This window comes from Acinetobacter sp. CIP 102637 (genome assembly GCF_000368425.1).
GTDB classification, from domain to species: Bacteria; Pseudomonadota; Gammaproteobacteria; order Pseudomonadales; family Moraxellaceae; genus Acinetobacter; species Acinetobacter parvus.
Map to the genome: position 1 here is coordinate 506,605 of NZ_KB849435.1, position 22,102 is coordinate 528,706.

A 22,102-nucleotide genomic window follows, 5' to 3' on the forward strand; every position below is an offset into this window, starting at 1 on the left:
AGTTGGACAACACTAAGAACCATGCTCAAGTATAAATGCGAGAACGCAGGGGCATGGTATGAAGAAGTCAATGAGGCCTATACCACCCAAACTTGTTCGTGCTGTGGCTCACGCTGTAGTAGTCCGAAAGGTAGAGCAGGCTTAGGAATAAGAGAATGGCAGTGTATGGAGTGCGGTACGCTCCATGATCGGGATGTAAATTCCGCACTGAATATTCTTGCGCTCGGACATGAGCGTCTAGTAGTAGGAATCCCCGTCCTTTAGGTCGGGGAGGATGTCAAACGCTAGGCGGTAAAAAAAACACCATCACACTTGGCGAATATCCAAAGGTGATGAATGCCAAAGATGCACGTTTAAGACGTGACGAGATAAAAAAACAAGTATCAGAGGGCGTTAACCCAACTGAGCAAAAACGACTGGAAAAGCTCAAAGATTTATCAGAAATGAGCTTTGCCGACTTGATACGGATTTATATGGAAAAAGTCACACCACACAAAAGGGGTGGGCGTGTGGAAACTATAATTTTGAGTAGCTTTATCAAATCATTTCCCCGATTGATGAAAAAACCAGTAAACCAACTGGGGCAGCTAGACATGATTCAGTTTAGAGATGAGCGCTTAAAAAAGGTAAAGAGTGCGACAGTAGCCAGAGATTTAGGCTTGTTAAGTGCGGTATTTAAATATGCACGCCAAGAGCTTCGGATTATGACCAGCTCCCCATTGGATGATGTAGCAAAGCCGAAACAGTCACCAAGTAGAAATAGGCGCATTTCACAGGATGAGATTAATAGCATTCTACAGGCGTTCAAATACGATGGACGCTCTCAACCAGTCACCAAGAAACAACAAACGGCTTGGGCGTTTTTATTTGCTATAGAGACAGCAATGAGGGCAGGCGAGATAACAGGCTTAAAGTGGGCGGACGTTTACGACAAGCATGTCGAACTTGAACTCACAAAGAACGGTACAGCTAGAAAAGTTCCTTTATCTAAGCGAGCTATTGAGCTTCTGAGTTATATGCGAGGGATAGATGATACTGATGTTTGTACAGTTAAAAGCAAGGTGGCTGATGGTGAAGTGGGCAGAGGTGGATTATCGGCATACTTTACCCAGGTGGTGAAAGGTAAATTAAAAATTAATGACTTAACTTTCCATGACACCCGACATGAAGCCATTTCACGGATGGTTAAAATGCAAAAACTCCCAGTAGAGATACTGGCAAAAATTACAGGTCATAAAACCATAAGTATTTTAATTAATACCTATTACAACCCCGACATTGAAGAACTAGCCGACCACCTACACAAAGAGGATGACCCCGACATTATTCTATTTAAAAAGACAGTGTAAGCGACAAGTTAAGACGTTCAATAACTAGCAATTACTTGATTATTTGATATATTGATTTAGCTAGGTATAGGAGGCATCCGACAAGCAAGTACCCAACTTGTTTACCTAGCTACTTTTTGGGGGATGCTGTGGGAGGCATGAATTGAAAGAGTATTTCACGCTAGATGAATCTCTAGCATTTTTAAACAAAGATATTGGTAAGAAAGAAAGAATAAGTGTAGAGGATTTATTTTTATTTGCTGCTCGCGGAAAAATTCAGCCGTGTTTTTATTATGCTGGCGATCTACTTTGGAGAGAGGAGCGCGAGCAATACAATTATATGAAAGGTTATATCGAGCATAACTTTACAGGTTATTTGTCACATCGTAATTTAGGCGAATACTTGCACAATTCTTATAAAGACGATCTTCATTTATTTTTTATTAAATTTGCACATATTTATGAGCCAGTGGGGGCAACTGTCATACCTGACGATAAAACCACAGTAGTTTTATATGATGACTTTCTCCATGATAGGTCGATGAATGTTAAATACAATCAATTAAGTGAAGATGCAAAAAAAAATGAAGGTAATTTTTGGGCATTTGCATTTTCGGAAGTTGGTCATGCTTGTATTCATTTCGACAAAGTATTTTTTCATAAAAAAGAGCTGCTCAAGCTAAAAAGCATGAACACCTCAGAAGATAATGAGGTAGAGATTCTAAAAAAAAGGATTAGTGAGTTAGAGAGTTTATTAGCAAGTGCGCTAAGAAAAACCAACACCATAAAAAATATTAATACCGATGAGTTAACGCCCGATCAAGAAATACCAAATACGAGAACGCGAGGCACTGTATTAAAAATAATTGCTATTTTGGCTGATATGGCAGACTTACCTGATGAGCCTTATACCGCTTTCAACATGATGGAGGCTCATGCTGATTCAAAAGGTTTAAAAATACCATCAAAAACACCAGTTACAGACTGGCTCACTAAGGCTAGAGATTCCAATTAATAACTCCTATTCCAATTGGAATGAAAGTTATTCCAATTAGAACAAAACAATAAAAATCAAAAACATACTAGCACCCAAGCAATAACGCTTTATGAATTGCAAGGGTGCAATATGCTATACACAGAACAATATGCTCGTATTAAACAATTAGCGAGCGCACCATCTACCCCCGAAAAAATCTACACCATCAAGACAGGCGAAAACGCAGGCATGAAACGCAAAGTTAATGCCAAGCCTGAGCGTGTCGGATTACTCCCAGTTAGTGAAAAAACAATATGGACTTGGGTCAAGCAAGGTAAATTTCCGCAACCCATCCGCATGAGTGGCAACGTCACTGTATGGCGCATGTCAGAGGTCGAGGCGTGGATTGAAGAACAAGCCACCATTGCAACGATGGAGGCGTGAATCATGAACAAAATTACTCAAGATCAAACCATCCTAAACCACCTCAAAAGCGGCAACACCATCACACAGGCAGAGGCGGCCAAGTCTTATGACTATTACCGCCTAAGTGCGAATATCGAGCGTTTACGCAAAGCTGGCTACAACATTGTGACCCATTACGAGCGCAATAGTTCAGGCAAAGGAACTCATGCACGGTATGAACTTATTAGCGAGGTGAAATCATGAAAGATTTTGTATTTGCTTCATACCGACCAATGCGAGAAGCAGAAACCGAGGCACACATATTTGTGAATGATGAAGCAATGGTATTTGTGGAACTTGATGCGGTGGATGGTGCAGAGCTGGAGATTTTAGCAACTCATGAAAAACTGATGAAAAATCCAGATGCTGTGGATGTTGTTGTATTTCACTATGGCAGCTTAAAGACCTTGTTTGACAAGTTGGCAGAGGTGAAGTCATGAGCGAAATTATAGATTTTAAATCTGAAACTCAAGCGGACAGCCAACCCATGACCGATGACGAAATGCGGTTAGCCAATATCTATGATGTTGCAGTCGGTTTAATTATTGATATTGAGGAGGGGCGCATCTTCTCAATGGCAGAAATCAAAGCGCAAATGATTGAGGTCCTAGAAATCATACAAGAGGAGCTTTAAACATGAAAAACAAATTATTCGATATTGCTAACGCCCCCCAGTATGGTTATGCTGTAGACCTCTCAAAAAATATCAGCGTCACCCCACAACGTCATTGTGGTTTTATTGTGCCTAAGTTTTGCAAAGCCTCTCAAGCTGTGCAGAAAACAAGCGCAAGCGTTTCAGCTACGCACACAAGGCTGTACTCCCTCTATGAGGGGATGACACAACAAAATAAGTCAGCAATGGCGAATATGTTGGGCGGTACTGATATACCGAGAGTGAATCCCCTCACCAGTTTTAAACATGGTGAAATCTCTCAAAACTCAAAAATATCAGGAGGCAATCATCATGCCTAAAATAATCAATCCAATCTATGCGACTGTCACCACATACCGCAGCAACTCTACAACTGCATTTTTTGATGCCCCAACCGATGCCACACCACAAGACTGTAAAGAAGTCACAGCCAAGCTATTAAAACGTGCTGTAGCGATTCTAAACGGCGTTTTACTCGATGAAAGCCTTGCTATGGACACATTGCTACAACTGGAGACCGTGCGAGATACTTTGCACAGTGCAAGCCAATCTCTACACCTACTTGATATAGAAAAAGCCGTCCTTATGGCACAACGTGAGGAGGTTTAATTATGTCTAATCAAATCAATTCTACAAATACACCAAAAAAATACGATGCTGGCGATATGCACGATCTAGCTTCATTAGCTGAATACGATATGAACTGGATGCAAATAGCTATTAATCGAATCCGCTGTGACTTCATCAAATTAAGAAAAGACTTACAGCAGCAAGGCGTGCATTCATGCCATTTCGATGAATTGCAAACTTTTTTAGAGATGTACAGCTACTTGGCAGAAGAACGTCATAGCTGTCATGCGAAAATGTCAGAACAATATGAAAAAGAGTGGCGGAACACCAAAGGGGGTGCGGAATGAATGCAAAAATTCAAACAACCGCGCCAGATCAGCGCGAAGCAATCCGAATGCTCGATATGCTGGATGCTGGCGGTGAGTTCACATTTCAAACCTTTGCTGATGCAGACAAAAACAAAAACCTTGTTCATATCTATCACGGCTCGTTAGAGGCTCATTTTGACACTTTAGCGCGTTTGAATGGTCAAGGTGCAGGCGTATTCGTTACAGTCAATCAAACCGACCTACAAGGGCGTACGAGCGACAATGTAACGCGTGTTCGTGCCTTATGGGTGGATTTTGACACAGTAGACCATGCCCGATTAGATCGGCTGATGAATATGGATGGCATTCCACCCAACTTGATTGTTGAGAGTTCCGCAGGCAAGCATCATGCTTATTGGATTGTTGCCGAAAATGGCGAGATTCCACTTAATCAATTTACTGAACTACAAAAGCGATTGATTCATCACTTTGCTGATGATGGTGCAGATAAAGCTATTCACGATTTACCGCGAGTTATGCGGCTAACTGGCTTCTATCATCGTAAGGGGGAGGCATTTATGGCGCGAGTGGTACATTCTGATGAATGGCGAGATGCTGATGAGTTAATTAGATGGGTGCAGTCCCTACCCATGCCCGAGGCGGCAAAACCAAAGGCACAGGCAGAAAAACCACAAGCAAGACAAACACAACAAACACAACAAACACATTCTACCTTAGATTTTAAGCAGGCGAAATTATTAGCGCGTGGTCGTTGGCCTGAAATATTCAATCAGCTTGGCTATACATTATCGACAACCGCACCGCATGAGCATGTTGCATGTCCTATGTGTGGCGGATCGGATCGGTTTAGATTCGACAACGAGAACGGCGATGGCTCTTTTATATGTTCACAGGGCACAGGCGAACCGATTGCAGGCGATGGATTCACACTATTAGAACATGGTGGAAAATCAGCAGCAGAGGCATTGCAGGCAGTCACTCATGCACTATCTGCAATGGGCTTGGTTAGTGAGTTCGACAGCAAGGATACTGCTCACCAGTGGGGAGAACCGCAACTTTTACACATTGCTAACCAATATGTTGAGGGTGAATATCCTATTCATGCTTTCCCTGATGTTATTGCAAAAGCTATTAAGAAATCCGCTTATTTTCACAATGTGCCGTTAGCAGTAGCGGCACAAACATATTTAGGTGAGCAAGCATATATAGCACAAAGACACATCAAAGCACCCAGCGACAAGTCAGAAAAAGGGCAGCCATGCAGCCTATTCATGCTTACTATTTTTCCATCGGGAGAGGGTAAAGACGTTTGTAAGAATGATGCTTCAAAAATCAGTGGAGAAATCGAATCTGAAAATATGAATCGGTTTTATGCAGATTACAAAAGCTGGAGTAAAAAGAAGTCGGATGAACGTGGGGACGCTCCAGTGAACCCCATGTCGAGATTCAAAAAAACCACGACACAAGCCATTATTAGAATGATGGCAGGCGGAGCTGGCAATAGTTATATATGGGCAACTGGCGAGGGTGGCTATCTCTTTAGCGGTTACTCATTAAAAAGCGACACTGTGGGCGAATCAATTAGCGTTTTAAATGACTTGGTTGATACTGGCAAGGGAAATGCACTTTTAAGAAATGAGGAAGATAGCCATTTTTTTGAGAATAAATATTTTTCCCTAGATATTGCTGTACAGGATGTTGTTGCAAGACCCGCCCTAACCAACTCTCTACTACGTGAGCAAGGTTTTTTAGCTAGAGTTTTGTTTTCAGCACCTACGCCACTCCAGCATCGTGAAGTGACATTAGAGCAGCAGAGCATCAAGCCATACGATGATGAGGATTTAAAAGCGTACTGGCGGTTCTGTGAAAAGATGCTAACCACTCCGTATTTCGGCAATAAACTTTTTGTTGGTGACGATGGCAGAGTGGTAATTACAAAATGCCAAGATGCTGAGAGGTTGCATATTCAGTATCAGAACCATATCGGTCAGGAAGCTGGCAAGGGTGGAAAGTATGAGTTTATTAGAGCCTATGCTTTACGCACTAATCAGTATGTTTTGCGAGTTGCTGCAATTTTAGCGTATTGCTCAGAGGTTGATTATATTGACGCTCGCATCATGCAAAACGCTATAGACCTTTGCAAATACTCTTTAGATGAGTGGTTGCGATACTACGGCAAAATGGAAAAGTCAGACAGCGAACTGATGCTGGAGTGGTTGAAAAAGCAAAATTCATCAAAGATATTGAAATCAGCTATTTCAACTACTGTTTATCCAAAGCACCTACGCAGTAAAAATAACCGTGATGCTGCACTCAACCACTTAATTGATGCTGAGCATATCCATATCGAGCAAATCGGGAAAAAGGAATATGTGGTTTTAAATCCTCTTTTCTCAAAAGTGGGCTAAAAGGGCTAAAATGCTTGAAACCCTTATACTGTAATACTTTCAGGCTAGCCAACCCAAAGGCTAAGAAAGGCTAAAAGGGCTAAAATGATGCTAATAGATATTAAATCTTAGCCTTTTTAGCCAACTTTAGCCAAGCCATAGGCTAAGGTGAACGCTATACGTGGCAAGGATTACAGCGACTTTAGCCAAAATAGCCCGATTCCCAGAGTAAGAAATAGCAACAATAGATATTAGAGAATTGAACAATGCCAAACGTGAACAAAGCAATCGTGATGGGTGTGCTAGGTCGTGACCCTGAAACTAAACAATTTCCCAATGGCGGCAGCATTACGACATTTAGTGTCGCAACTACCGAGTTCTGGAAAGACAAGACTACAGGCGAGCGCAAAGAGGCCACAGAATGGCACAGAATCACCACCAGCAACCGATTGGCTGAGATTGCGAGTAAGTACCTCAAGAAAGGAAGTAAGGCCTATATCGAGGGCTCATTGCGTACTAGGAAGTACAAGGACAAAAGCGGTGCAGATCGTGAAGTAACCGAGATTCGGGCGGATATTCTGCAATTGCTGTGATGCTAGATAACTTGGTACAGATAGCTCCTCAAATGTGGGGAGCTTTTTTATTGGCTGAATGGTCAAGATAACCATGCAGATTCAACTATCATGGAAATCGTGACAATAGAATAAACAGCTTTAGATTCATGCAGCCTGATTAGATAAAAACACTTCTTTCATAGGGTTATTTCGCAAATGCTGCTTTAGATCGGCACGGTCCGATTACGTGCAACAAACATTCTCTTTTTATAGGAGTGCAAGTGTTGATTGAGTGCTAACCACTGGGGGGGAGCCATCAAGTTGAGGGATGACATAGATCGGACACCACCGACCTACTCACGTATAAAAAAAATTCTGTTTGAGTTAAAAAGTTAACTTTTTGTTAAAGCAGATACAATGAATATCATTATTTTAGAGCCTAAATAATTAGGGGAATTAGTGCGCTTTATGTCAAAAGGTAGCGTGGAAAATTACAGCTTTATAAGCATTAAACAGCTTAATCTAAACAGTTTATTCAGTGCTGACCACCTGAAAAAGTATAAAAATATCAGCATCACCGCAAGCAACGATTACGGCAGTTATAACCTGGGCTTAACTCATTCACCTTGCAACTACGGCGGCGCAAGATTTTGGTTTTTATGCTCATGCGGTAAACGCTGTACCAAACTATATTTTAAATGCAGGAGATACGCGTGCAGACAATGCCAGCAACTCAACTACATATCACAACAATGGAATAAGTCGGATATTCCCCTACTACGCGTCAGACGGCTAAGGAGTCGCTTGCAATGGTCACAAGACGTTAGAGATTGGCCGATATATCAAAAGCCTAAAAACATGCACTACAGGAAATTTTCCGCACTTGTACGAGAGCTGGAAAAAAGAGAGCAGGAAAGGCTGCAAATGTTTATTGTCTATTTAAATCGGATGGGCATAAGGTGAATGTCAGGTTTTGTCAGGTTTTCTTTTTTAAAGCAGTCCGCAAAACTGAAGTTTTCTGAAGTAGGCCAGCGCAAAATTGCGTTGTGTTTCGCAACAACTACGCGCGCGCGAGGGATAGTGCAAATAAGGGCGGCATTCCAAATGCGACCCTATACATGAGTAGCAGATCTGGAACACTCCACCCCACTGGGAGATATATCCAAACTTGGATGGATTTCAAATATGACCAAGTGAGTAACTTAAATCTAACCCCACCTGAGCCACCAATATGGGGGACAGATCAAATATTTAGTTTTTGCGCTCAATAAATTTATTGAAGCCAAAAGTGGAGCGAAAAAAATAATTTATTGCTCAAAAATAGGGAGTACAGAACACGACTGGAGGTTAAACGAGTGGTTAAATATTTTATACTTAAAAAATATTATAATTAAAACAATAAGTTACTAGTTTTATATGTCGCTACCATATGGCGATTTACTAAATACAAATAGAAAAACAGCTCGCTTAGGCGAGTTTTTTTATGTTCGTTCTATATTGGGACTAATTCTTAGTGCATCAAATTTTAATTCTGGAAGTGATTTATTTTCTCCCATCATGTACGGGTGGTCAGCCAATGACAACATATCCAGATCTTCTTCGCTATTTCCATAAACATAGATATATTGATAGTCCTCTAAATTGTATTGTTGCAAAATCCGTAATTTTTTCTGTTCACAGCTACAGTCTTCGGAACTGTAATGACCTGTCAGCAGGCCGTTCTTAATTTCTGTTGCTGTACAGATTAATTCGATATTTAGAAACTCACAGATTGGCACAAGATAAAGATCAATCGAAGCCGAAACCAGCACAATGTGATCACCCTGTTGCTGATGCAGGCGAAGTTGTTGCAATAGGTTCTGATCTAAATTCTGAGTAAGCTGTAGGGCATATTCCTGTGCCAAATTTTGTACAAAATCTGCTGCAATGCCCTTAAACATGCTCTGAAACAAGCGTGGTCGCATCGCATGGGCAGGGTACAGCTTTAAATAATAGGCATGAATCCACGGTAGGATTTTCAAGCCTTTTTTTACGATATGTCGTTTTGAAAGCGTATAAAAAATAAATCCAGTAAAACTGTCCTTGGGATAAAGTGTCCCATCAAAATCAAATAAGGCCAGATTTATAGTTTTATGCGTTTGGCTCTTTGCATGCATGTCTCATATCGTCCATTTACACGGCTTGCGAACCAGTTTGTATTGTAATCACGACTCAGTTTTGGTCCTGAAATAACGACTTGTGGCATGGTTGCATAAATTGGTTCTTTTTGGGTTTTATTTTGATATAGCTTTTGTACAGCTAAATAAGTTTGAGTATCTTCAAATTTTTTCTCTTTTTCTTTTTTTAAGTCACTACGAATCTGGCGTGGAGTCACCAGAATGTTATTTTGTGCAAAAATTGCAATCAGCTCTTTCTCTGTCTGGCTCTGGGTTGCCCTAATATCACCATTCTTGGTGTAGAGCAGTAGGTCGCCATCCAGACTGATTTCAGTTTTGGTCATTGCATTCAGCATACTCTGAAAAGCCGCATTTCGACTGGAATACATGCCTGAGTTATAGTCTGCGAAACGGTAGATGGCCTTGTCATAATCGGCAGGGTATTCCATTAAACGGTGAATACCATAATATAGACCACCATATTGGGTATAAAGATCATTGCGTAGTTCAGCGATGCTGCCGCTTTGGCGTTTATGTTCTTTGGCATAGTTGATATGAACCTGCATGGAACCCAGTGTGGTAATCGGGTTCATCTTTTCGCCAATATCCTGACCTACCAGTTTTGCCGCACCAGTTAAGGCACTAACATGGTAATGTTTGGACATATAGTCAAAAATTTGACGATAGAGTAAATCCAGCTCGCGTTCGGTTTTGACCTTACGCATTTGGCTCATGTAATTGTTTTCTGGAGAGGGCTGGTTTTTCAACACATCTTCAAAATACTCAGCTACTGTTCCACCAATGGTTTCACCCAGTTTGGCCTCAAACTTTTCCTTTAAACGGCTGTTAATTTCCTGTACCGCTTTTTCACCCAGTCCATGGACGGCAGGGTCGGCAACAAAGTTCGATTCCTGATCAACCACAGCAACCACACTGCACACATTCTGCTTGGTTTTCGGAATGCTGAGTTCCTGCATAATGTCGAAAATATCTTGTGCCCAGGATTGTCGGTCATTCACACGTGCTGGAATGACTTTCTTAATCTGCTCTGCTTCCATTTCAGGTTCTTTACCATTTGACCACCATGCGTTGTCACCGCAGGCACTGAGACTGATGCAGGCTGCAATGATGCTAAAGGTTTTAAATAAAGGACGAGCTGGGAACGATTTATTCATAATCAGGACAACACCGCATAAAAAGATGAGTCAAATGGGCGAATGAAGTATACTATGTTGATCAGAATTTGTAAGAAAATATATGTATATTGGTTCATACCAACTGTCAAATAATTTGATCGTTGCTCCGATGGCGGGTGTCACTGACAGACCATTCCGTTCATTATGCAAGTACTTTGGGGCAGGGCATGCGGTCAGTGAAATGATGACGGCGGATAAAACCCTACGCATGAGCAAAAAGAGTTTATATCGGGCCAATTTTGATGGTGAGCTTGCACCCATCTCCGCACAAATCGCAGGTTCTGACCCGTTTGAATTAGCCGAGGCAGCACGTTATCAGGTTGCCAATGGTGCACAAATTGTTGATATCAATATGGGCTGCCCAGCCAAAAAGGTCTGTAACAAGCTCGCTGGTTCAGCCTTGCTTCAGGATGAAGATCTGGTCGCCCGTATTTTAGATACCGTGGTGGCCGCAGTAGATGTTCCTGTCACCTTAAAAACTCGTCTGGGCTTTCTGAATGGTCAGGAAAATATCCTGCGTGTGGCAAAACGGGCTGAACAGGCAGGCATTGCGGCCTTGGCCCTGCACGGTCGTACCCGTGAGGATATGTATTTAAATACAGCCCGTTATGAGTTGATTAAGCAAGTTAAGCAAATGATCAATATTCCCTTAATTGCCAATGGTGATATTGACAGTCCTGAAAAAGCCAAATATGTGCTGGACTATACAGGTGCGGATGCGATTATGATTGGGCGGGCCGCACAGGGAAGACCGTGGATTTTTCGGGAAATCGCGCATTATTTAAAAACAGGCGAACATTTGGCTGCACCTGATATTGCCGAAGTAAAAGCGGTCCTGCTTGGTCATTTGGCTGAACTTTATCAGTTCTATGGTGAGTATTCTGGTTGCCGTATCGCGCGTAAGCATATCGCCTGGTACACCAAGGGCTTACGTTCAAGTAATGAATTTCGCCAGAATATGTATAAGGTTGAGAATACCGCTGATCAGGCGAAAGTGGTGGAAGCCTATTTTGATCAGTTACTTGATCAGGGGCAGCGTATGAGTGATGTTCAGGTTGAGCAGGTAAATTTATTAGAGATCAAGTAGGGGCGAAGTGAATTCGCCCAAAGTATTGATTATTGCAAATGTGCAGTGATTTTCTGTAGGATTTGCAGAATCACATCAAACTCACTTTGCAGTGGTGTGCTCTTACGCGTCACCAAGGCAAGGATGCGGCTTGGAGCATCTTCAATTGATTTCACTTCAATAGCTTCATTGAAATGAATCATGCTGTTCTTTAATGCAATTTCAGGCAATAAAGTAAAGCCTAGGTCTGAAGAGACCATTTCCACCAAGGTGGGTAGAGAACTTGCCTTTAAACGCTGGTCATTCTTGCGTTCACCCACAGGACAGGCACTGAGGGCATGGTCACGCAAACAATGGCCTTCTTCCAGTAGCATAAGGCGGGACAAATCCAGATCATCCAGAGAATTTGCATTGGCCGCATTTTTATCTTTCTTGTTGTAGACAAGGAATAAATGCTCTTTGGCAATTTCGACAACCTTTAAGCTACGCGTATCAAAAGGCAGCGCAAGTACAATCATGTCCAGATTGCCATGTTCCAGTTTCTCTACAATCTTCTCGCTTTGAGCCTCATGCAGATGGAGTTGAATTTTTGGCAACTGCTGGTGCACTTCATCCAAAAGCTGGGTCAGGATAAAGGGTGCAATGGTTGGGATGATGCCAAGATGAAGGTCGCCTGTTAAAGGTTCGCTCATTTCACGGCTTAAACGCATTAGGTCCTGTGCATCGGCCAATAACACGCGAGCCCGTGCAACAACCTGTTCACCTAAAGGGGTTAAACGGACGTTTTGACGATCACGCTCAACTAAGACGCCACCTAATAAGCGCTCCAGTTCCATAATGCCGCCCGACAGCGTTGACTGGGTGACAAATGAACGGCGTGCTGCTTCGGTAAAATGTAAAGTTTCTGACAACGTAACTAAATATGATAGCTGTCTTAATGAGGGTAATGCAGCCATAGTGTCCTAGTGTGATGATCTAAAATGATGAGCAAACAAACCGCTAAGTTGTGGAATGAAATGTGCTGGAATATCATGCCCCATTCCTTGAATTAATTCAAACTTAGCACCAGAAATCGCTTTTGCTACAGCTTTTCCGTGACTTGGGGGCAGCAAACGGTCTCTTGAACCATGAACCACCAAGGTCGGTTGGGTAATGTTCCTGTTTAATGGCAACAGGGAACCCGTACATAATATTGCTAAAAACTGTTGAAGTACACCCGCTGGGTAAAAACTACGACGATATAGCTTGCGAATGGTTTGAATTGCCTCAACCTGGTTCACATAACCTGGCGATCCAATAATATGAAATACTTTTAAACTATGATTCACAATCGCATCTTCGTCATGTGCTTCAGGTTTGCCTAATAAACTGAAAAGTTGTTTTGGAAACGGCGGTGGCAGAAAAGGCTGGTTGTTACTGGTAAACAGTAAGCCCACTTTTTCAACTTTTTCTGGATATTTTGCCGCAACAATCTGTGAAATCATGCCACCCATGGATGCACCAAGAATATAGGTTTTCTCTATACCCAACTGGTCAATCAGCATGGCAACATCATCTGCCATGTCATACAAGGTATAGGGTGCTCCCTCATTGCCTAGACCGACCATAAAGCGGCTCATCAGCTTCATGGTGTTGAGACGTTGGCGTTCCTTGTTGCGGACCTTGGAAGATAGGCCAATATCACGGTTGTCAAAACGGATGACACGGAATCCCTGATCAATCAGCGATTTGCAAAAGAAGTCAGGCCAGAACAGCATTTGTGCACCTAAACCCATGATCAGTAGAATGGTTGGGTGCTCAGGATTGCCGCCCATCTCTACATGCAATTCAATGCCATTGCCCAAAGTGACTTTGGTTTCCTGCATAAAAGGTGCATAAGGCGACATATTAAATTGTAAAGCACTGTTCATGGCATTCGTTCCGTGTTGAATTTTTTTTATAAATACAGGGTCAGAGTTTGGGGGATATTCATTTCACAACAAACTCTGGTATTTAAACCCTAAACCTGTGCAGGAATCAAGTCTGGAACGAGTTTGCTTAAGGCTAAACGCTGTTTACTTGCGGTTGCCCCCAACAGCACAAAACCTCTTAAGGTGCCTTGACTGTCTATTGCTTTGGCAAGCATACCGTCATCAAACTCTTCAGTTTCCCAGTTCACATCAACATCCAGTGGTGCAGGTAAAACAGTCAGCGGTGCGGCAGGTGTTTTTACCGCAACTGGCATTGCAGGGTAATGGACATTGGTATTTTGACCACTCAGTGTTTTTGCCAAGGCACGGGCCTGTTGCATGATTGGCATGACGAATGGCAGCAATGTTCCATTCACCTCAGCACAGTCACCCACTGCATAGATGTCAGGTTGGCTGGTTTCCAATAGGGTATTGGTAATGATGCCACGACTGGTCTGGATATTTGCATCTTTTGCCAGCGCAATATTTGGCTGTAAACCAATTGCTGAAAGAACGATGTCAGCGACTAAGGTCTGACCATTGGCCAATGTGACCGCATAGTCTTCGCCATCATTGATCTTGGTCACTTTTTCAACAGTGGTTGAAAGGGCGAATTTAATGCCCGCCTGCTCTAAATTGGTTTTAAAGGCTTCCGCAACATGGTTTGGTAATAAACGGCCCAGTGGTTGTGGGGCAAGGTCAATCACGGTGACATCGTAGTTACTGTGAAGTAAGTCATTGGCAAATTCACAGCCAATCAAGCCCGCACCCAAAATAACCACACGCTTGTCTTTACGTTTTGAGAGGTTCTCACGGAAGATACGGTAATCAGTCAGCGAGTTCACGACATGAATATCATCACTACCATCACCTGCAATGGCTAAACGGATTGGATTGGCACCCACAGCCAAAACGAGTTTTGAATAGGGTTGAGTAATGGTTTCACCATTTTTTTCCAATGTGATTTCATGGCTTTCAGGATGAATTTCTTTTACCAAAGTTGCCGCTTCAATACGCATATTGAGTTGGGCTGCCATTTTAGCAGCATCACCTAGAGCAATTTGTTCAGGTGCCTTATTGCCCGCAAAGGCATTTGATAATGTTGGTTTTGCATAATTCACCGCATCATCCGCACAGACCATAACCAGTTCCTGTTCAGGACTGAGTTTACGAAACTCACGTGCAACGGTGTAACCCGCCATACCTGATCCAATGATGATAATAGGATGCATTATATTCTCCAATATTTTTTCACTTAAAACACATTACAGGAAAAAAAAGACCATGCTCATGTCATGGTCTTTTTTAATTTATTTAGATTTCAACCATTTCAAAATCAGCTTTTGAAACGCCGCAATCTGGGCAAGTCCAGTCATCTGGGATATCTTCCCATTTGGTACCTGCCGCAATGCCGTCTTGTGGCCAGCCTTCAGCTTCGTCGTAAATCCATCCACAGACGATACATTGATATTTTTTCATGTGACTCTCCAAACTGATAGGTATGCTCAAGTTGCCTTTCAGTAAAACTATTCCATAATGTCGCTACGATCGCTGCAATGAACTAACTTGTGTTGATCGGGAGTTAGATTTTTACGCAGAACAACATTTAAGTAAAGTAAATGCAAGAGTTTAATGATTTATACAAAAAGTGGAATGGCAAATTTATCTGAAAGTCTTGTTTTTTGAGCAATTACTCTAATTTTCGGAAAAATATAATGGCTTGTGTAATAAAAAAGCCCGAATATATCGAGTTTATGAATAAACGCTTTGATCAAGGACTTGCAATGGCTAAACATCTGGCGGAAAAATAACTAAAAAGTTGCGTAATAGATAGGGCTTAATCAAACGGCGATTCTATTTAAAATTGATAAATATTCATTTTTTTGAATTGTTCAGTTGAAATAATACGAAAACGTTTCATGATCTGCTATTCTATGCTACTTCATTTTTACTTAGCCCGAGGCAGAGATGACGCAGCAAAACGCTCAATCGACTTCTGAACAAACACTTTCTGAAAACGATTTAATCGCACAGCGTCATGCCAAATTAAAACAAATTCAGGATACGGCAAAGGAAACAGGCAAAAGTCCTTGGCCGAATACATTTAAGCGTGAGCATTATACTGCTGACCTGCAAGAACAGTTTAAGGAACAGGACAAGGCACAGATTGAAAGTGCTGAAAAAGTCTATGTAAAGGTTGCGGGTCGTGTCATGCTGAACCGTGGATCATTCATTGTGATTCAGGACATGACGGGTCGTATCCAGCTTTATGTTGACCGTAAAGGTTTAGCAGCTGAAACTTTGGAAACAATCAAAAGTCTGGACCTCGGTGATATTATCGCGGCTGAAGGCTATATAGGCCGTTCTGGTAAAGGTGATTTATATGTACACCTTGAACAGTTTGAATTGTTGACCAAGTCACTTCGTCCACTACCAGATAAATTTCACGGTTTAACCGATACCGAAGCGAAATATCGTAAACGTTATTTAGACCTGATCGTCAACGAAGAAACCCGTAAGACATTTGAAATCCGTGCCAAGGTTGTGGCGGGGATTCGTGCGTTCTTAAGTAATGAACGTTTCATGGAAGTTGAAACCCCAATGATGCATGTGATTCCAGGCGGTGCATCAGCTCGTCCATTTGAAACGCATCATAATGCTTTGGATATGCCGTTATTCCTGCGTATTGCACCAGAGCTTTACTTAAAGCGTTTGGTGGTGGGTGGTTTCGAGCGTGTGTTTGAAATTAACCGTAACTTCCGTAATGAGGGAGTTTCAACACGCCACAACCCTGAATTCACCATGATTGAGTTCTATCAGGCTTATGCTGACTATAAAGACCTGATGGCATTGACTGAAAATATGCTTGAAAAGCTGGCCCTTGATATTCTGGGTACGACTGATGTGCCATATCAAGGCGAAGTATTTAGCTTTAAAGGTCCATTCAGGAAAATCTCAATGTTTGATGCGATTCTTGAGCATAATCCTGATTTTACCCCTGAAAATGTCAATGATCGTGAGTTCCTGGCAAAGTTCACGCAGGAAGTGCTTAAGGAACAAGTGAAACCAGGATTTGGTTTAGGTAAATTGCAGACTATTGTGTTTGAAGAAACAGTGGAAACCAAACTACGTCAGCCAACGTTCATTACTGAATATCCAGCGGAAACATCACCACTTGCACGCCGTAATGATGATAATCCACACATTACTGACCGTTTTGAGTTCTTTATTGGTGGTCGTGAGTTGGCAAATGGTTTCTCAGAGCTAAATGACCCGATTGATCAGGCTGAACGTTTTCAGGCACAGGTGGCTGAAAAAGACGCGGGTGATGATGAAGCCATGCATTATGATGCCGATTTTGTGGAAGCACTTGAATATGGTCTGCCTCCTACCGCAGGTGAGGGAATTGGTATTGACCGTTTGGTTATGCTGTTTGCTGATGCGCCGAGTATCCGTGACGTGATTTTATTCCCACATATGCGTCGTAAAGATTAATTTTTTTAATCCTATAAATACTTGAAAAGGCCGCTTTTAAAAGTGGCCTTTTTGTTTGGATGTTAAAAAATGTAATTGTTTCGTTTAATGATTGAAAAGTGCAGATAAAAAAACGATGATGGCCTGTATAAATATATCTGAGAATATTTCTGGCATGTTTTTAAAAAAATCACTGTCTATAGCAGTATTTTCCTGTTTTTCTTCTATTACCCTTGCTCAAGGTTTAGTGCTAAATGATGAAAATTTGCGTACCGATTTAAACTGGTTAAACCAGCAGGGTGTCATCCAGATCAGTACTTCGACCTGGCCATTAAGTGGTGATGAAATTCAACGTGCATTGGCGCAGGCGAAAGTCAGTAATAACACCCAGCAAAAAGTGGTTAATTCAGTCATTCATGCGCTAAAGGCAGATAATGGGCCAGCCAAGGTTGGTTTATATGCTGGTACTGACTTAAAAACAATTCCCCAAACATTTGGCGATAATCAAAAATCACAATATCAGGTTGCGGCTGAGTTTAATGCTGGCGGTGAGAACTGGGATGCCAAGTTGCGTATCAATGGCGAAAAAGATCCATTGATTGATCATGGACATGATGCCAATGTCGAGGGTTCCTATCTTGCGGGCAAACTCTGGAATCAATGGTTAATTGCTGGGCAAATCCCAACTTACTGGGGGCCGGGACATGATGGAAGCCTGATTCGTGGTGATGCCAGCCGTCCTGTTTACGGGATAAGCGCTCAGCGTGCGGTACAGAATGCCTTTGAAACAAAGTGGCTATCATGGATTGGTCCTTGGCAATATCAGGCCTTTGCAGGACAACTGGACGATTACAATGCTGTACCAAATACAAAACTGATCGGTTTACGTTTAACTGCACAACCTTTGCCTTATCTGGAGCTTGGTGCTTCACGTGCAATCCAGATTGCTGGGAAAGGTCAGCCTAATAGTTTTAAGGCATATTGGAATGCTGTTATTGGTAAAGATAACGGATGTGATGACAGTGGATGTGTAGGTGACGACAATGCATCAAACCAAATTGCTGGTTTCGATGGTCGTTTATTGCTACAGCCATTATTTAATCTCCCTATCAGTTTATATACTCAATTTGTTGGTGAAGATGAAGCTGGTGGTTTACCTGCAAAATATTTATATTTAGCAGGTGCCGATTTTTCTTCAAGCTATAAAAATCTACCTTACCAGCTTTATATGGAGTGGGCGGATACACGTACTAATGGTCAGGTGAGCGGTATTTCTTATAGTCATCACCAATATAAAGATGGTTATTATCAGCATGGTTTCCCATTAGGACATGCAATCGGTGGTGATGGGCAGATGTACTCTGTTGGTGGTGACATTCGCTTTGATGTGATGAACCGCCTAAGTGGGCGTGCCTTATATGCCAAAGTAAACCAGTCCAATTTAGCCATTAATGCGGCATTTCCAAAAGAAGATAGCATTAAGGGGCTGGACCTCACCTGGACACACTATATAAAACCTACACTTCCACTGAAAGTGAATGGCTGGGTCAGCGACTCTGATTTAAATGGCCGTGATGGTGGTGTTTCGGTAGGAGTTGAAATTCCACTGGAACGCAATATGTTCGGTTTCTAAATTAACCAACTCAGAAAGAAGCCTGCATGGGCTTCTTTTTTGTTTAAATTCATGTGAAATAGGTTGTATCTATATTTCTGAATATAATTTTCATATCATAATTTTGCATATTTATATGAAAAAACAAGCTAAAGAACTCAATCTAAATTATTATAATGGATAACCTTTGTTAGCGTGATCATTTATCCGCTAGGCAGAATATTAATATCACGAAAAATTGGAGTTGTTATGGCACTCGTTCCTCCACACGGTCTTCCAAGTGGTGGTTTAATACCACTTATAGATTTTATGGGTAACATGGATAAGGAGGGATGTGTTCATGACTGATAATAGACTTACTCACCTTAAGCAGCTTGAGGCTGAGAGTATTCATATTATTCGTGAAGTGGCTGCTGAATTTGAAAATCCAGTCATGCTCTATTCGATTGGTAAAGACTCGGCAGTAATGCTGCACTTGGCATTAAAGGCATTCTATCCAGCTAAGCTTCCATTCCCACTACTGCATGTAGATACGGGCTGGAAATTTAAGGACATGATTGCATTTCGTGACAACATGGCAAAAACCCATGGTTTTGACCTGATCGTGCATCAAAATGCGGAAGGGCGTGAGGCAGGAATTAACCCATTTGACCACGGCAGCTCAAAATATACCGACATCATGAAAACTCAGGGTTTAAAACAGGCACTGGACAAATATCAGTTTGATGCTGCTTTTGGTGGCGCACGTCGTGATGAAGAAAAATCACGTGCCAAAGAGCGTGTTTATTCGTTCCGTGACACCAAGCACCGCTGGGACCCGAAAAACCAGCGTCCAGAACTTTGGAATCTTTACAATGGTAAAGTGAACAAAGGCGAAAGTATTCGTGTATTCCCGTTGTCCAACTGGACTGAGTTGGATATTTGGCAATATATCTATCTGGAAAATATTCAAATCGTTCCTCTTTATTTCTCTGCGGTTCGTCCAGTGGTTGAGCGCAGTGGCACGTTGATCATGGTGGATGATGAACGTATGCGTTTAAAAGAGGGCGAAGTTCCACAAATGAAATCGGTACGTTTCCGTACGCTGGGCTGCTATCCATTAACGGGTGCGGTTGAGTCTGAAGCGGATACCTTGCCAGAAATTATCCAGGAAATGCTTTTAGCCACCAGTTCAGAGCGTCAGGGTCGTATGATTGACCATGATGAGGCTGGCTCGATGGAAAAGAAAAAGCAGGAAGGCTATTTCTAAGTTACTTGGCAAATTCGATTTCAAAATATTGTGGAGTTTGAGCGATGTCTCACCAATCAGATTTGATTAGCCAGGATATCTTGGCATATTTAAAACAGCATGAACAAAAAGACCTGTTGCGTTTCCTGACTTGCGGTAATGTCGATGATGGTAAAAGTACCTTAATTGGGCGTTTGCTTTACGATTCAAAATTGATTTATGAAGATCAATTGCAGGCAGTGACCCGTGACAGTAAGAAAGTGGGTACCACAGGCGATGCACCAGACCTTGCCTTGCTTGTCGATGGTTTGCAGGCAGAACGTGAGCAGGGCATTACCATTGATGTGGCTTATCGTTACTTCTCTACTGAAAAGCGTAAGTTCATCATTGCGGACACCCCAGGGCATGAACAATATACGCGTAACATGGCAACAGGTGCTTCAACGGCTGATCTTGCCATCATTTTGATTGATGCACGTTATGGTGTGCAAACCCAAACTCGCCGTCATACTTTTATTGCAAGTTTACTTGGTATTAAAAATATCGTGGTCGCGATCAACAAAATGGACTTGGTTGAGTTCTCTGAAGCACGTTTCAACGAAATTCAGGTTGAATATGATGCCTTTGTCAGCCAGTTAGGTAATCGCCGCCCTGAAAATATTGTATTCGTGCCAATCTCGGCATTGAATGGTGATAATGTGGTGAATCCATCAGCAAGCACGCCGTGGTACAAGGGTCAAACCTTGATGAACATCCTTGAGTCAGTGGAAATTAAACGTGATTCAAATAAAAAAGAATTCCGTTTCCCTGTTCAGTATGTAAACCGTCCAAACCTTGATTTCCGTGGCTTTGCAGGAACGATTGCGCTGGGCGAAATCAATGTGGGTGATGAGATTGTTGCATTGCCATCAGGTAAAAAATCAACGGTCAAAGAGATTGTGACCTTTGATGGCAACATTGAGCAAGCCATCGCAGGTCAGGCGGTGACCTTAACGCTGAATGATGAAATTGATATTTCCCGTGGTAACGTTTTAGTCCGTGCTGGCGAACAACCCTTGATTTCACGTTCTGTACGCGCATCAGTGGTGTGGATGACTGAGCATCCTTTGGTCAAAGGCAAACTGTACAATGTGAAGATTGGTACACAGACTGTTCCTGCCAAAGTGACTGAAATTAACTTCCGTGTGAATGTCAATACACTTGAACATACTCAGGTTGAAGAGCTTGAACTGAACGCGATTGCAGATGTAGTGATTGAATTTGATGCGCCAGTGGTGTTTGATCAATATCAGGACAGCCGTTATACAGGTTCATTTATCTTTATTGACCGTTTAAGCAACGTTACTGTTGGTGCAGGAATGGTTGAAGCGGCAGTTGAATGGACGGCGCATAGCAATCCCGTCACTGCGGAAGATCGTGCGGCACGTTTGGGTCAAAAACCTGCGGTGATTGGTGTTTCAGCGCAATTGATTGAACAGGCTCAGACTTTGGAAAGTTTATTGATTCAACAGGGTGTGGTGGCAATTGCCAAAGCAAATTTGACTGCTGAGCAAATCAATTTGTTACGTGAAACAGGTGTGGTGGTGATCACGACAACTGTAGAGGGTACAGATACTGATGTGACAGCGGATAGTGTTGAAGAGGCTGCTGGAAAAGTAGTGGAATTGGTGCGTTTGTAATTAAGGAGAAAATACGCTTACCGAGTTCGGTAGGCGTATTTGATATGGATCATGAAAGTCCCGAATCAAAATATAGACGATGAATTTTCTGCTAATAGAATTTTAGAAAAGGAAATTAAAGAATTAAAAGCAGTCTATGCAAGAAGTATTGCGACACGTGATTTTGAAATCACGCAATTACAAAATAGGAATAATTATTTTATTATCTTTCAGGGTGTTATGTTATCTGGAGTATTAACGGCTTCAGCAAGTAAACCCTTTGTAGAATTTATTGTTTGTCTATTTTGTATTATTTTTTCAATATATCAAACGAACATTGCAGCAGGAGCAAAATATTGGCAAGAGTACTGGGAGCTTAAAACCTCTAATTCAGAGAAAAAACTAAGAGAAAAATTTGATAGTTATATGGGAATTTCTTTGTACACGACAAAAAAAGATAACTCATTGAAATAATGGCATAATACTTGTTTTCTGACGACGA

Annotated in this window: 25 protein-coding genes and 2 pseudogenes; 21 read left to right on the top strand and 6 right to left on the bottom strand. The window is 42.0% G+C overall.

The window, feature by feature from the left end:
• The 13 genes and pseudogenes from F967_RS13630 to ssb form a co-directional block, all read left to right on the top strand.
• A partial coding sequence (locus tag F967_RS13630; protein WP_004798661.1) for a zinc ribbon domain-containing protein occupies positions 1-264 on the top strand: 264 nt, incomplete at its 5' end.
• A gap of 35 nt (positions 265-299) precedes the next feature.
• A pseudogene (locus F967_RS14715) lies at positions 300-404 on the top strand (integrase arm-type DNA-binding domain-containing protein); the annotation flags it as partial.
• Positions 405-593: 189 nt separating this feature from the next.
• Positions 594-1,349: a site-specific integrase gene (locus tag F967_RS05385; RefSeq protein WP_416201997.1), complete on the top strand. Its 756-nt coding sequence runs from the start codon at positions 594-596 to the stop codon at positions 1,347-1,349.
• A 142-nt stretch (positions 1,350-1,491) separates the two neighbouring features.
• The gene (locus F967_RS05390; protein WP_004798665.1) at positions 1,492-2,343 is read left to right on the top strand and encodes a hypothetical protein; all 852 of its coding nucleotides are present in this window, start codon (positions 1,492-1,494) and stop codon (positions 2,341-2,343) included.
• A gap of 111 nt (positions 2,344-2,454) precedes the next feature.
• Complete coding sequence (locus F967_RS05395) at positions 2,455-2,748, top strand: helix-turn-helix transcriptional regulator (RefSeq protein WP_004798667.1); 294 nt, start codon at positions 2,455-2,457, stop codon at positions 2,746-2,748.
• 3 nt (positions 2,749-2,751) lie between these two features.
• Positions 2,752-2,973 (top strand): helix-turn-helix domain-containing protein, encoded by a 222-nt coding sequence (locus tag F967_RS05400; RefSeq protein WP_004798669.1) that lies wholly within the window; start codon positions 2,752-2,754, stop codon positions 2,971-2,973.
• Positions 2,970-3,209: a hypothetical protein gene (locus tag F967_RS05405; protein ID WP_004798670.1), complete on the top strand. Its 240-nt coding sequence runs from the start codon at positions 2,970-2,972 to the stop codon at positions 3,207-3,209. Before F967_RS05400 ends, F967_RS05405 begins: the two co-directional genes overlap by 4 nt.
• The gene (locus F967_RS05410; RefSeq protein ID WP_004798673.1) at positions 3,206-3,403 is read left to right on the top strand and encodes a hypothetical protein; all 198 of its coding nucleotides are present in this window, start codon (positions 3,206-3,208) and stop codon (positions 3,401-3,403) included. The genes F967_RS05405 and F967_RS05410 overlap by 4 nt, the downstream gene beginning before the upstream one ends.
• Positions 3,404-3,405: 2 nt before the next feature.
• Entirely contained in the window at positions 3,406-3,741 is a 336-nt protein-coding gene (locus tag F967_RS05415) for a hypothetical protein (protein WP_004798675.1), read from the top strand.
• Positions 3,734-4,030, top strand: a complete 297-nt coding sequence (locus tag F967_RS05420) for a hypothetical protein (RefSeq protein ID WP_004798678.1) — start codon at positions 3,734-3,736, stop codon at positions 4,028-4,030. Before F967_RS05415 ends, F967_RS05420 begins: the two co-directional genes overlap by 8 nt.
• Before the next feature lie 2 nt (positions 4,031-4,032).
• On the top strand, positions 4,033-4,338 hold the full coding sequence (locus F967_RS05425) for a hypothetical protein (RefSeq protein ID WP_004798680.1): 306 nt from the start codon (positions 4,033-4,035) through the stop codon (positions 4,336-4,338).
• On the top strand, positions 4,335-6,728 hold the full coding sequence (locus F967_RS13325) for a DUF3987 domain-containing protein (RefSeq protein WP_004798681.1): 2,394 nt from the start codon (positions 4,335-4,337) through the stop codon (positions 6,726-6,728). Before F967_RS05425 ends, F967_RS13325 begins: the two co-directional genes overlap by 4 nt.
• Positions 6,729-6,973: 245 nt before the next feature.
• Positions 6,974-7,300 carry a single-stranded DNA-binding protein gene (ssb, locus tag F967_RS05435; protein WP_004798683.1) on the top strand — a complete coding sequence of 109 codons (327 nt, stop codon included), beginning with the start codon at positions 6,974-6,976 and terminating at the stop codon, positions 7,298-7,300.
• A gap of 1,442 nt (positions 7,301-8,742) precedes the next feature.
• On the opposite strand, the gene F967_RS05440 is transcribed toward ssb, so the two are convergent.
• Together F967_RS05440 and F967_RS05445 are read right to left on the bottom strand one after the other, a co-directional pair.
• A complete protein-coding gene (locus F967_RS05440; RefSeq protein ID WP_004798687.1) occupies positions 8,743-9,417 on the bottom strand; it encodes an HAD-IB family hydrolase in 675 nt (224 codons plus the stop codon).
• The gene (locus F967_RS05445) at positions 9,384-10,592 is read right to left on the bottom strand and encodes a DUF1615 domain-containing protein (RefSeq protein ID WP_004798688.1); all 1,209 of its coding nucleotides are present in this window, start codon (positions 10,590-10,592) and stop codon (positions 9,384-9,386) included. Before F967_RS05445 ends, F967_RS05440 begins: the two co-directional genes overlap by 34 nt.
• Before the next feature lie 82 nt (positions 10,593-10,674).
• Here F967_RS05445 and dusB point away from each other — a divergent pair, with 82 nt between their 5' ends.
• On the top strand, positions 10,675-11,700 hold the full coding sequence (dusB, locus tag F967_RS05450) for a tRNA dihydrouridine synthase DusB (RefSeq protein ID WP_004678017.1): 1,026 nt from the start codon (positions 10,675-10,677) through the stop codon (positions 11,698-11,700).
• A 29-nt stretch (positions 11,701-11,729) separates the two neighbouring features.
• Here the strand turns inward: dusB and oxyR are convergent, their stop codons facing one another.
• The 4 genes from oxyR to rubA all read right to left on the bottom strand — a co-directional run bounded on the left by oxyR (position 11,730) and on the right by rubA (position 15,107).
• Positions 11,730-12,635 carry a LysR family transcriptional regulator OxyR gene (gene oxyR / locus F967_RS05455; protein WP_004798691.1) on the bottom strand — a complete coding sequence of 302 codons (906 nt, stop codon included), beginning with the start codon at positions 12,633-12,635 and terminating at the stop codon, positions 11,730-11,732.
• A gap of 6 nt (positions 12,636-12,641) precedes the next feature.
• Positions 12,642-13,589 (bottom strand): esterase EstB, encoded by a 948-nt coding sequence (gene estB, locus F967_RS05460; protein ID WP_004798693.1) that lies wholly within the window; start codon positions 13,587-13,589, stop codon positions 12,642-12,644.
• Between the two features lie 89 nt (positions 13,590-13,678).
• Positions 13,679-14,860: a rubredoxin reductase RubB gene (gene rubB, locus F967_RS05465; protein WP_004798695.1), complete on the bottom strand. Its 1,182-nt coding sequence runs from the start codon at positions 14,858-14,860 to the stop codon at positions 13,679-13,681.
• Between the two features lie 82 nt (positions 14,861-14,942).
• On the bottom strand, positions 14,943-15,107 hold the full coding sequence (gene rubA, locus F967_RS05470) for a rubredoxin RubA (protein WP_004678010.1): 165 nt from the start codon (positions 15,105-15,107) through the stop codon (positions 14,943-14,945).
• 254 nt (positions 15,108-15,361) lie between these two features.
• Between rubA and F967_RS14365 the strand changes: the two are divergent.
• From F967_RS14365 to F967_RS05495, 7 genes and pseudogenes are all read left to right on the top strand, one after another.
• Positions 15,362-15,439 (top strand): annotated as a pseudogene (locus F967_RS14365) (SRPBCC domain-containing protein); the annotation flags it as partial.
• Positions 15,440-15,596: 157 nt separating this feature from the next.
• Complete coding sequence (gene lysS / locus F967_RS05475; RefSeq protein WP_004681145.1) at positions 15,597-17,123, top strand: lysine--tRNA ligase; 1,527 nt, start codon at positions 15,597-15,599, stop codon at positions 17,121-17,123.
• Between the two features lie 154 nt (positions 17,124-17,277).
• On the top strand, positions 17,278-18,735 hold the full coding sequence (locus F967_RS05480) for a capsule assembly Wzi family protein (protein WP_004798697.1): 1,458 nt from the start codon (positions 17,278-17,280) through the stop codon (positions 18,733-18,735).
• A 228-nt stretch (positions 18,736-18,963) separates the two neighbouring features.
• Positions 18,964-19,062: a hypothetical protein gene (locus F967_RS14140; RefSeq protein ID WP_004677999.1), complete on the top strand. Its 99-nt coding sequence runs from the start codon at positions 18,964-18,966 to the stop codon at positions 19,060-19,062.
• A complete protein-coding gene (gene cysD, locus F967_RS05485; RefSeq protein ID WP_004681142.1) occupies positions 19,055-19,963 on the top strand; it encodes a sulfate adenylyltransferase subunit CysD in 909 nt (302 codons plus the stop codon). Before F967_RS14140 ends, cysD begins: the two co-directional genes overlap by 8 nt.
• 44 nt (positions 19,964-20,007) lie before the next feature.
• On the top strand, positions 20,008-21,621 hold the full coding sequence (gene cysN / locus F967_RS05490; RefSeq protein ID WP_004798699.1) for a sulfate adenylyltransferase subunit CysN: 1,614 nt from the start codon (positions 20,008-20,010) through the stop codon (positions 21,619-21,621).
• A gap of 51 nt (positions 21,622-21,672) precedes the next feature.
• Positions 21,673-22,074 carry a RipA family octameric membrane protein gene (locus tag F967_RS05495; protein WP_004798702.1) on the top strand — a complete coding sequence of 134 codons (402 nt, stop codon included), beginning with the start codon at positions 21,673-21,675 and terminating at the stop codon, positions 22,072-22,074.
• Positions 22,075-22,102 lie beyond the last annotated feature (28 nt).

Excerpts from the sequence above, each read along its gene's own strand:
- cysD (WP_004681142.1), top strand. The coding sequence starts at position 19,055 with ATGACTGATAATAGACTTACTCACCTTAAGCAGCTTGAGGCTGAGAGT.
- oxyR (WP_004798691.1), bottom strand. The coding sequence starts at position 12,635 with ATGGCTGCATTACCCTCATTAAGACAGCTATCATATTTAGTTACGTTG.
- F967_RS05405 (WP_004798670.1), top strand. The coding sequence starts at position 2,970 with ATGAAAGATTTTGTATTTGCTTCATACCGACCAATGCGAGAAGCAGAA.
- F967_RS13325 (WP_004798681.1), top strand. The coding sequence starts at position 4,335 with ATGAATGCAAAAATTCAAACAACCGCGCCAGATCAGCGCGAAGCAATC.
- estB (WP_004798693.1), bottom strand. The coding sequence starts at position 13,589 with ATGAACAGTGCTTTACAATTTAATATGTCGCCTTATGCACCTTTTATG.
- ssb (WP_004798683.1), top strand. The coding sequence starts at position 6,974 with ATGCCAAACGTGAACAAAGCAATCGTGATGGGTGTGCTAGGTCGTGAC.
- F967_RS05440 (WP_004798687.1), bottom strand. The coding sequence starts at position 9,417 with ATGCATGCAAAGAGCCAAACGCATAAAACTATAAATCTGGCCTTATTT.
- F967_RS14140 (WP_004677999.1), top strand. The coding sequence starts at position 18,964 with ATGGCACTCGTTCCTCCACACGGTCTTCCAAGTGGTGGTTTAATACCA.
- rubA (WP_004678010.1), bottom strand. The coding sequence starts at position 15,107 with ATGAAAAAATATCAATGTATCGTCTGTGGATGGATTTACGACGAAGCT.
- cysN (WP_004798699.1), top strand. The coding sequence starts at position 20,008 with ATGTCTCACCAATCAGATTTGATTAGCCAGGATATCTTGGCATATTTA.
- F967_RS05400 (WP_004798669.1), top strand. The coding sequence starts at position 2,752 with ATGAACAAAATTACTCAAGATCAAACCATCCTAAACCACCTCAAAAGC.
- F967_RS05480 (WP_004798697.1), top strand. The coding sequence starts at position 17,278 with ATGTTTTTAAAAAAATCACTGTCTATAGCAGTATTTTCCTGTTTTTCT.
- F967_RS05495 (WP_004798702.1), top strand. The coding sequence starts at position 21,673 with ATGAAAGTCCCGAATCAAAATATAGACGATGAATTTTCTGCTAATAGA.
- F967_RS05420 (WP_004798678.1), top strand. The coding sequence starts at position 3,734 with ATGCCTAAAATAATCAATCCAATCTATGCGACTGTCACCACATACCGC.
- F967_RS05415 (WP_004798675.1), top strand. The coding sequence starts at position 3,406 with ATGAAAAACAAATTATTCGATATTGCTAACGCCCCCCAGTATGGTTAT.
- rubB (WP_004798695.1), bottom strand. The coding sequence starts at position 14,860 with ATGCATCCTATTATCATCATTGGATCAGGTATGGCGGGTTACACCGTT.
- F967_RS05385 (WP_416201997.1), top strand. The coding sequence starts at position 594 with ATGATTCAGTTTAGAGATGAGCGCTTAAAAAAGGTAAAGAGTGCGACA.
- lysS (WP_004681145.1), top strand. The coding sequence starts at position 15,597 with ATGACGCAGCAAAACGCTCAATCGACTTCTGAACAAACACTTTCTGAA.
- F967_RS05395 (WP_004798667.1), top strand. The coding sequence starts at position 2,455 with ATGCTATACACAGAACAATATGCTCGTATTAAACAATTAGCGAGCGCA.
- F967_RS05425 (WP_004798680.1), top strand. The coding sequence starts at position 4,033 with ATGTCTAATCAAATCAATTCTACAAATACACCAAAAAAATACGATGCT.
- F967_RS05445 (WP_004798688.1), bottom strand. The coding sequence starts at position 10,592 with ATGAATAAATCGTTCCCAGCTCGTCCTTTATTTAAAACCTTTAGCATC.
- dusB (WP_004678017.1), top strand. The coding sequence starts at position 10,675 with ATGTATATTGGTTCATACCAACTGTCAAATAATTTGATCGTTGCTCCG.
- F967_RS05410 (WP_004798673.1), top strand. The coding sequence starts at position 3,206 with ATGAGCGAAATTATAGATTTTAAATCTGAAACTCAAGCGGACAGCCAA.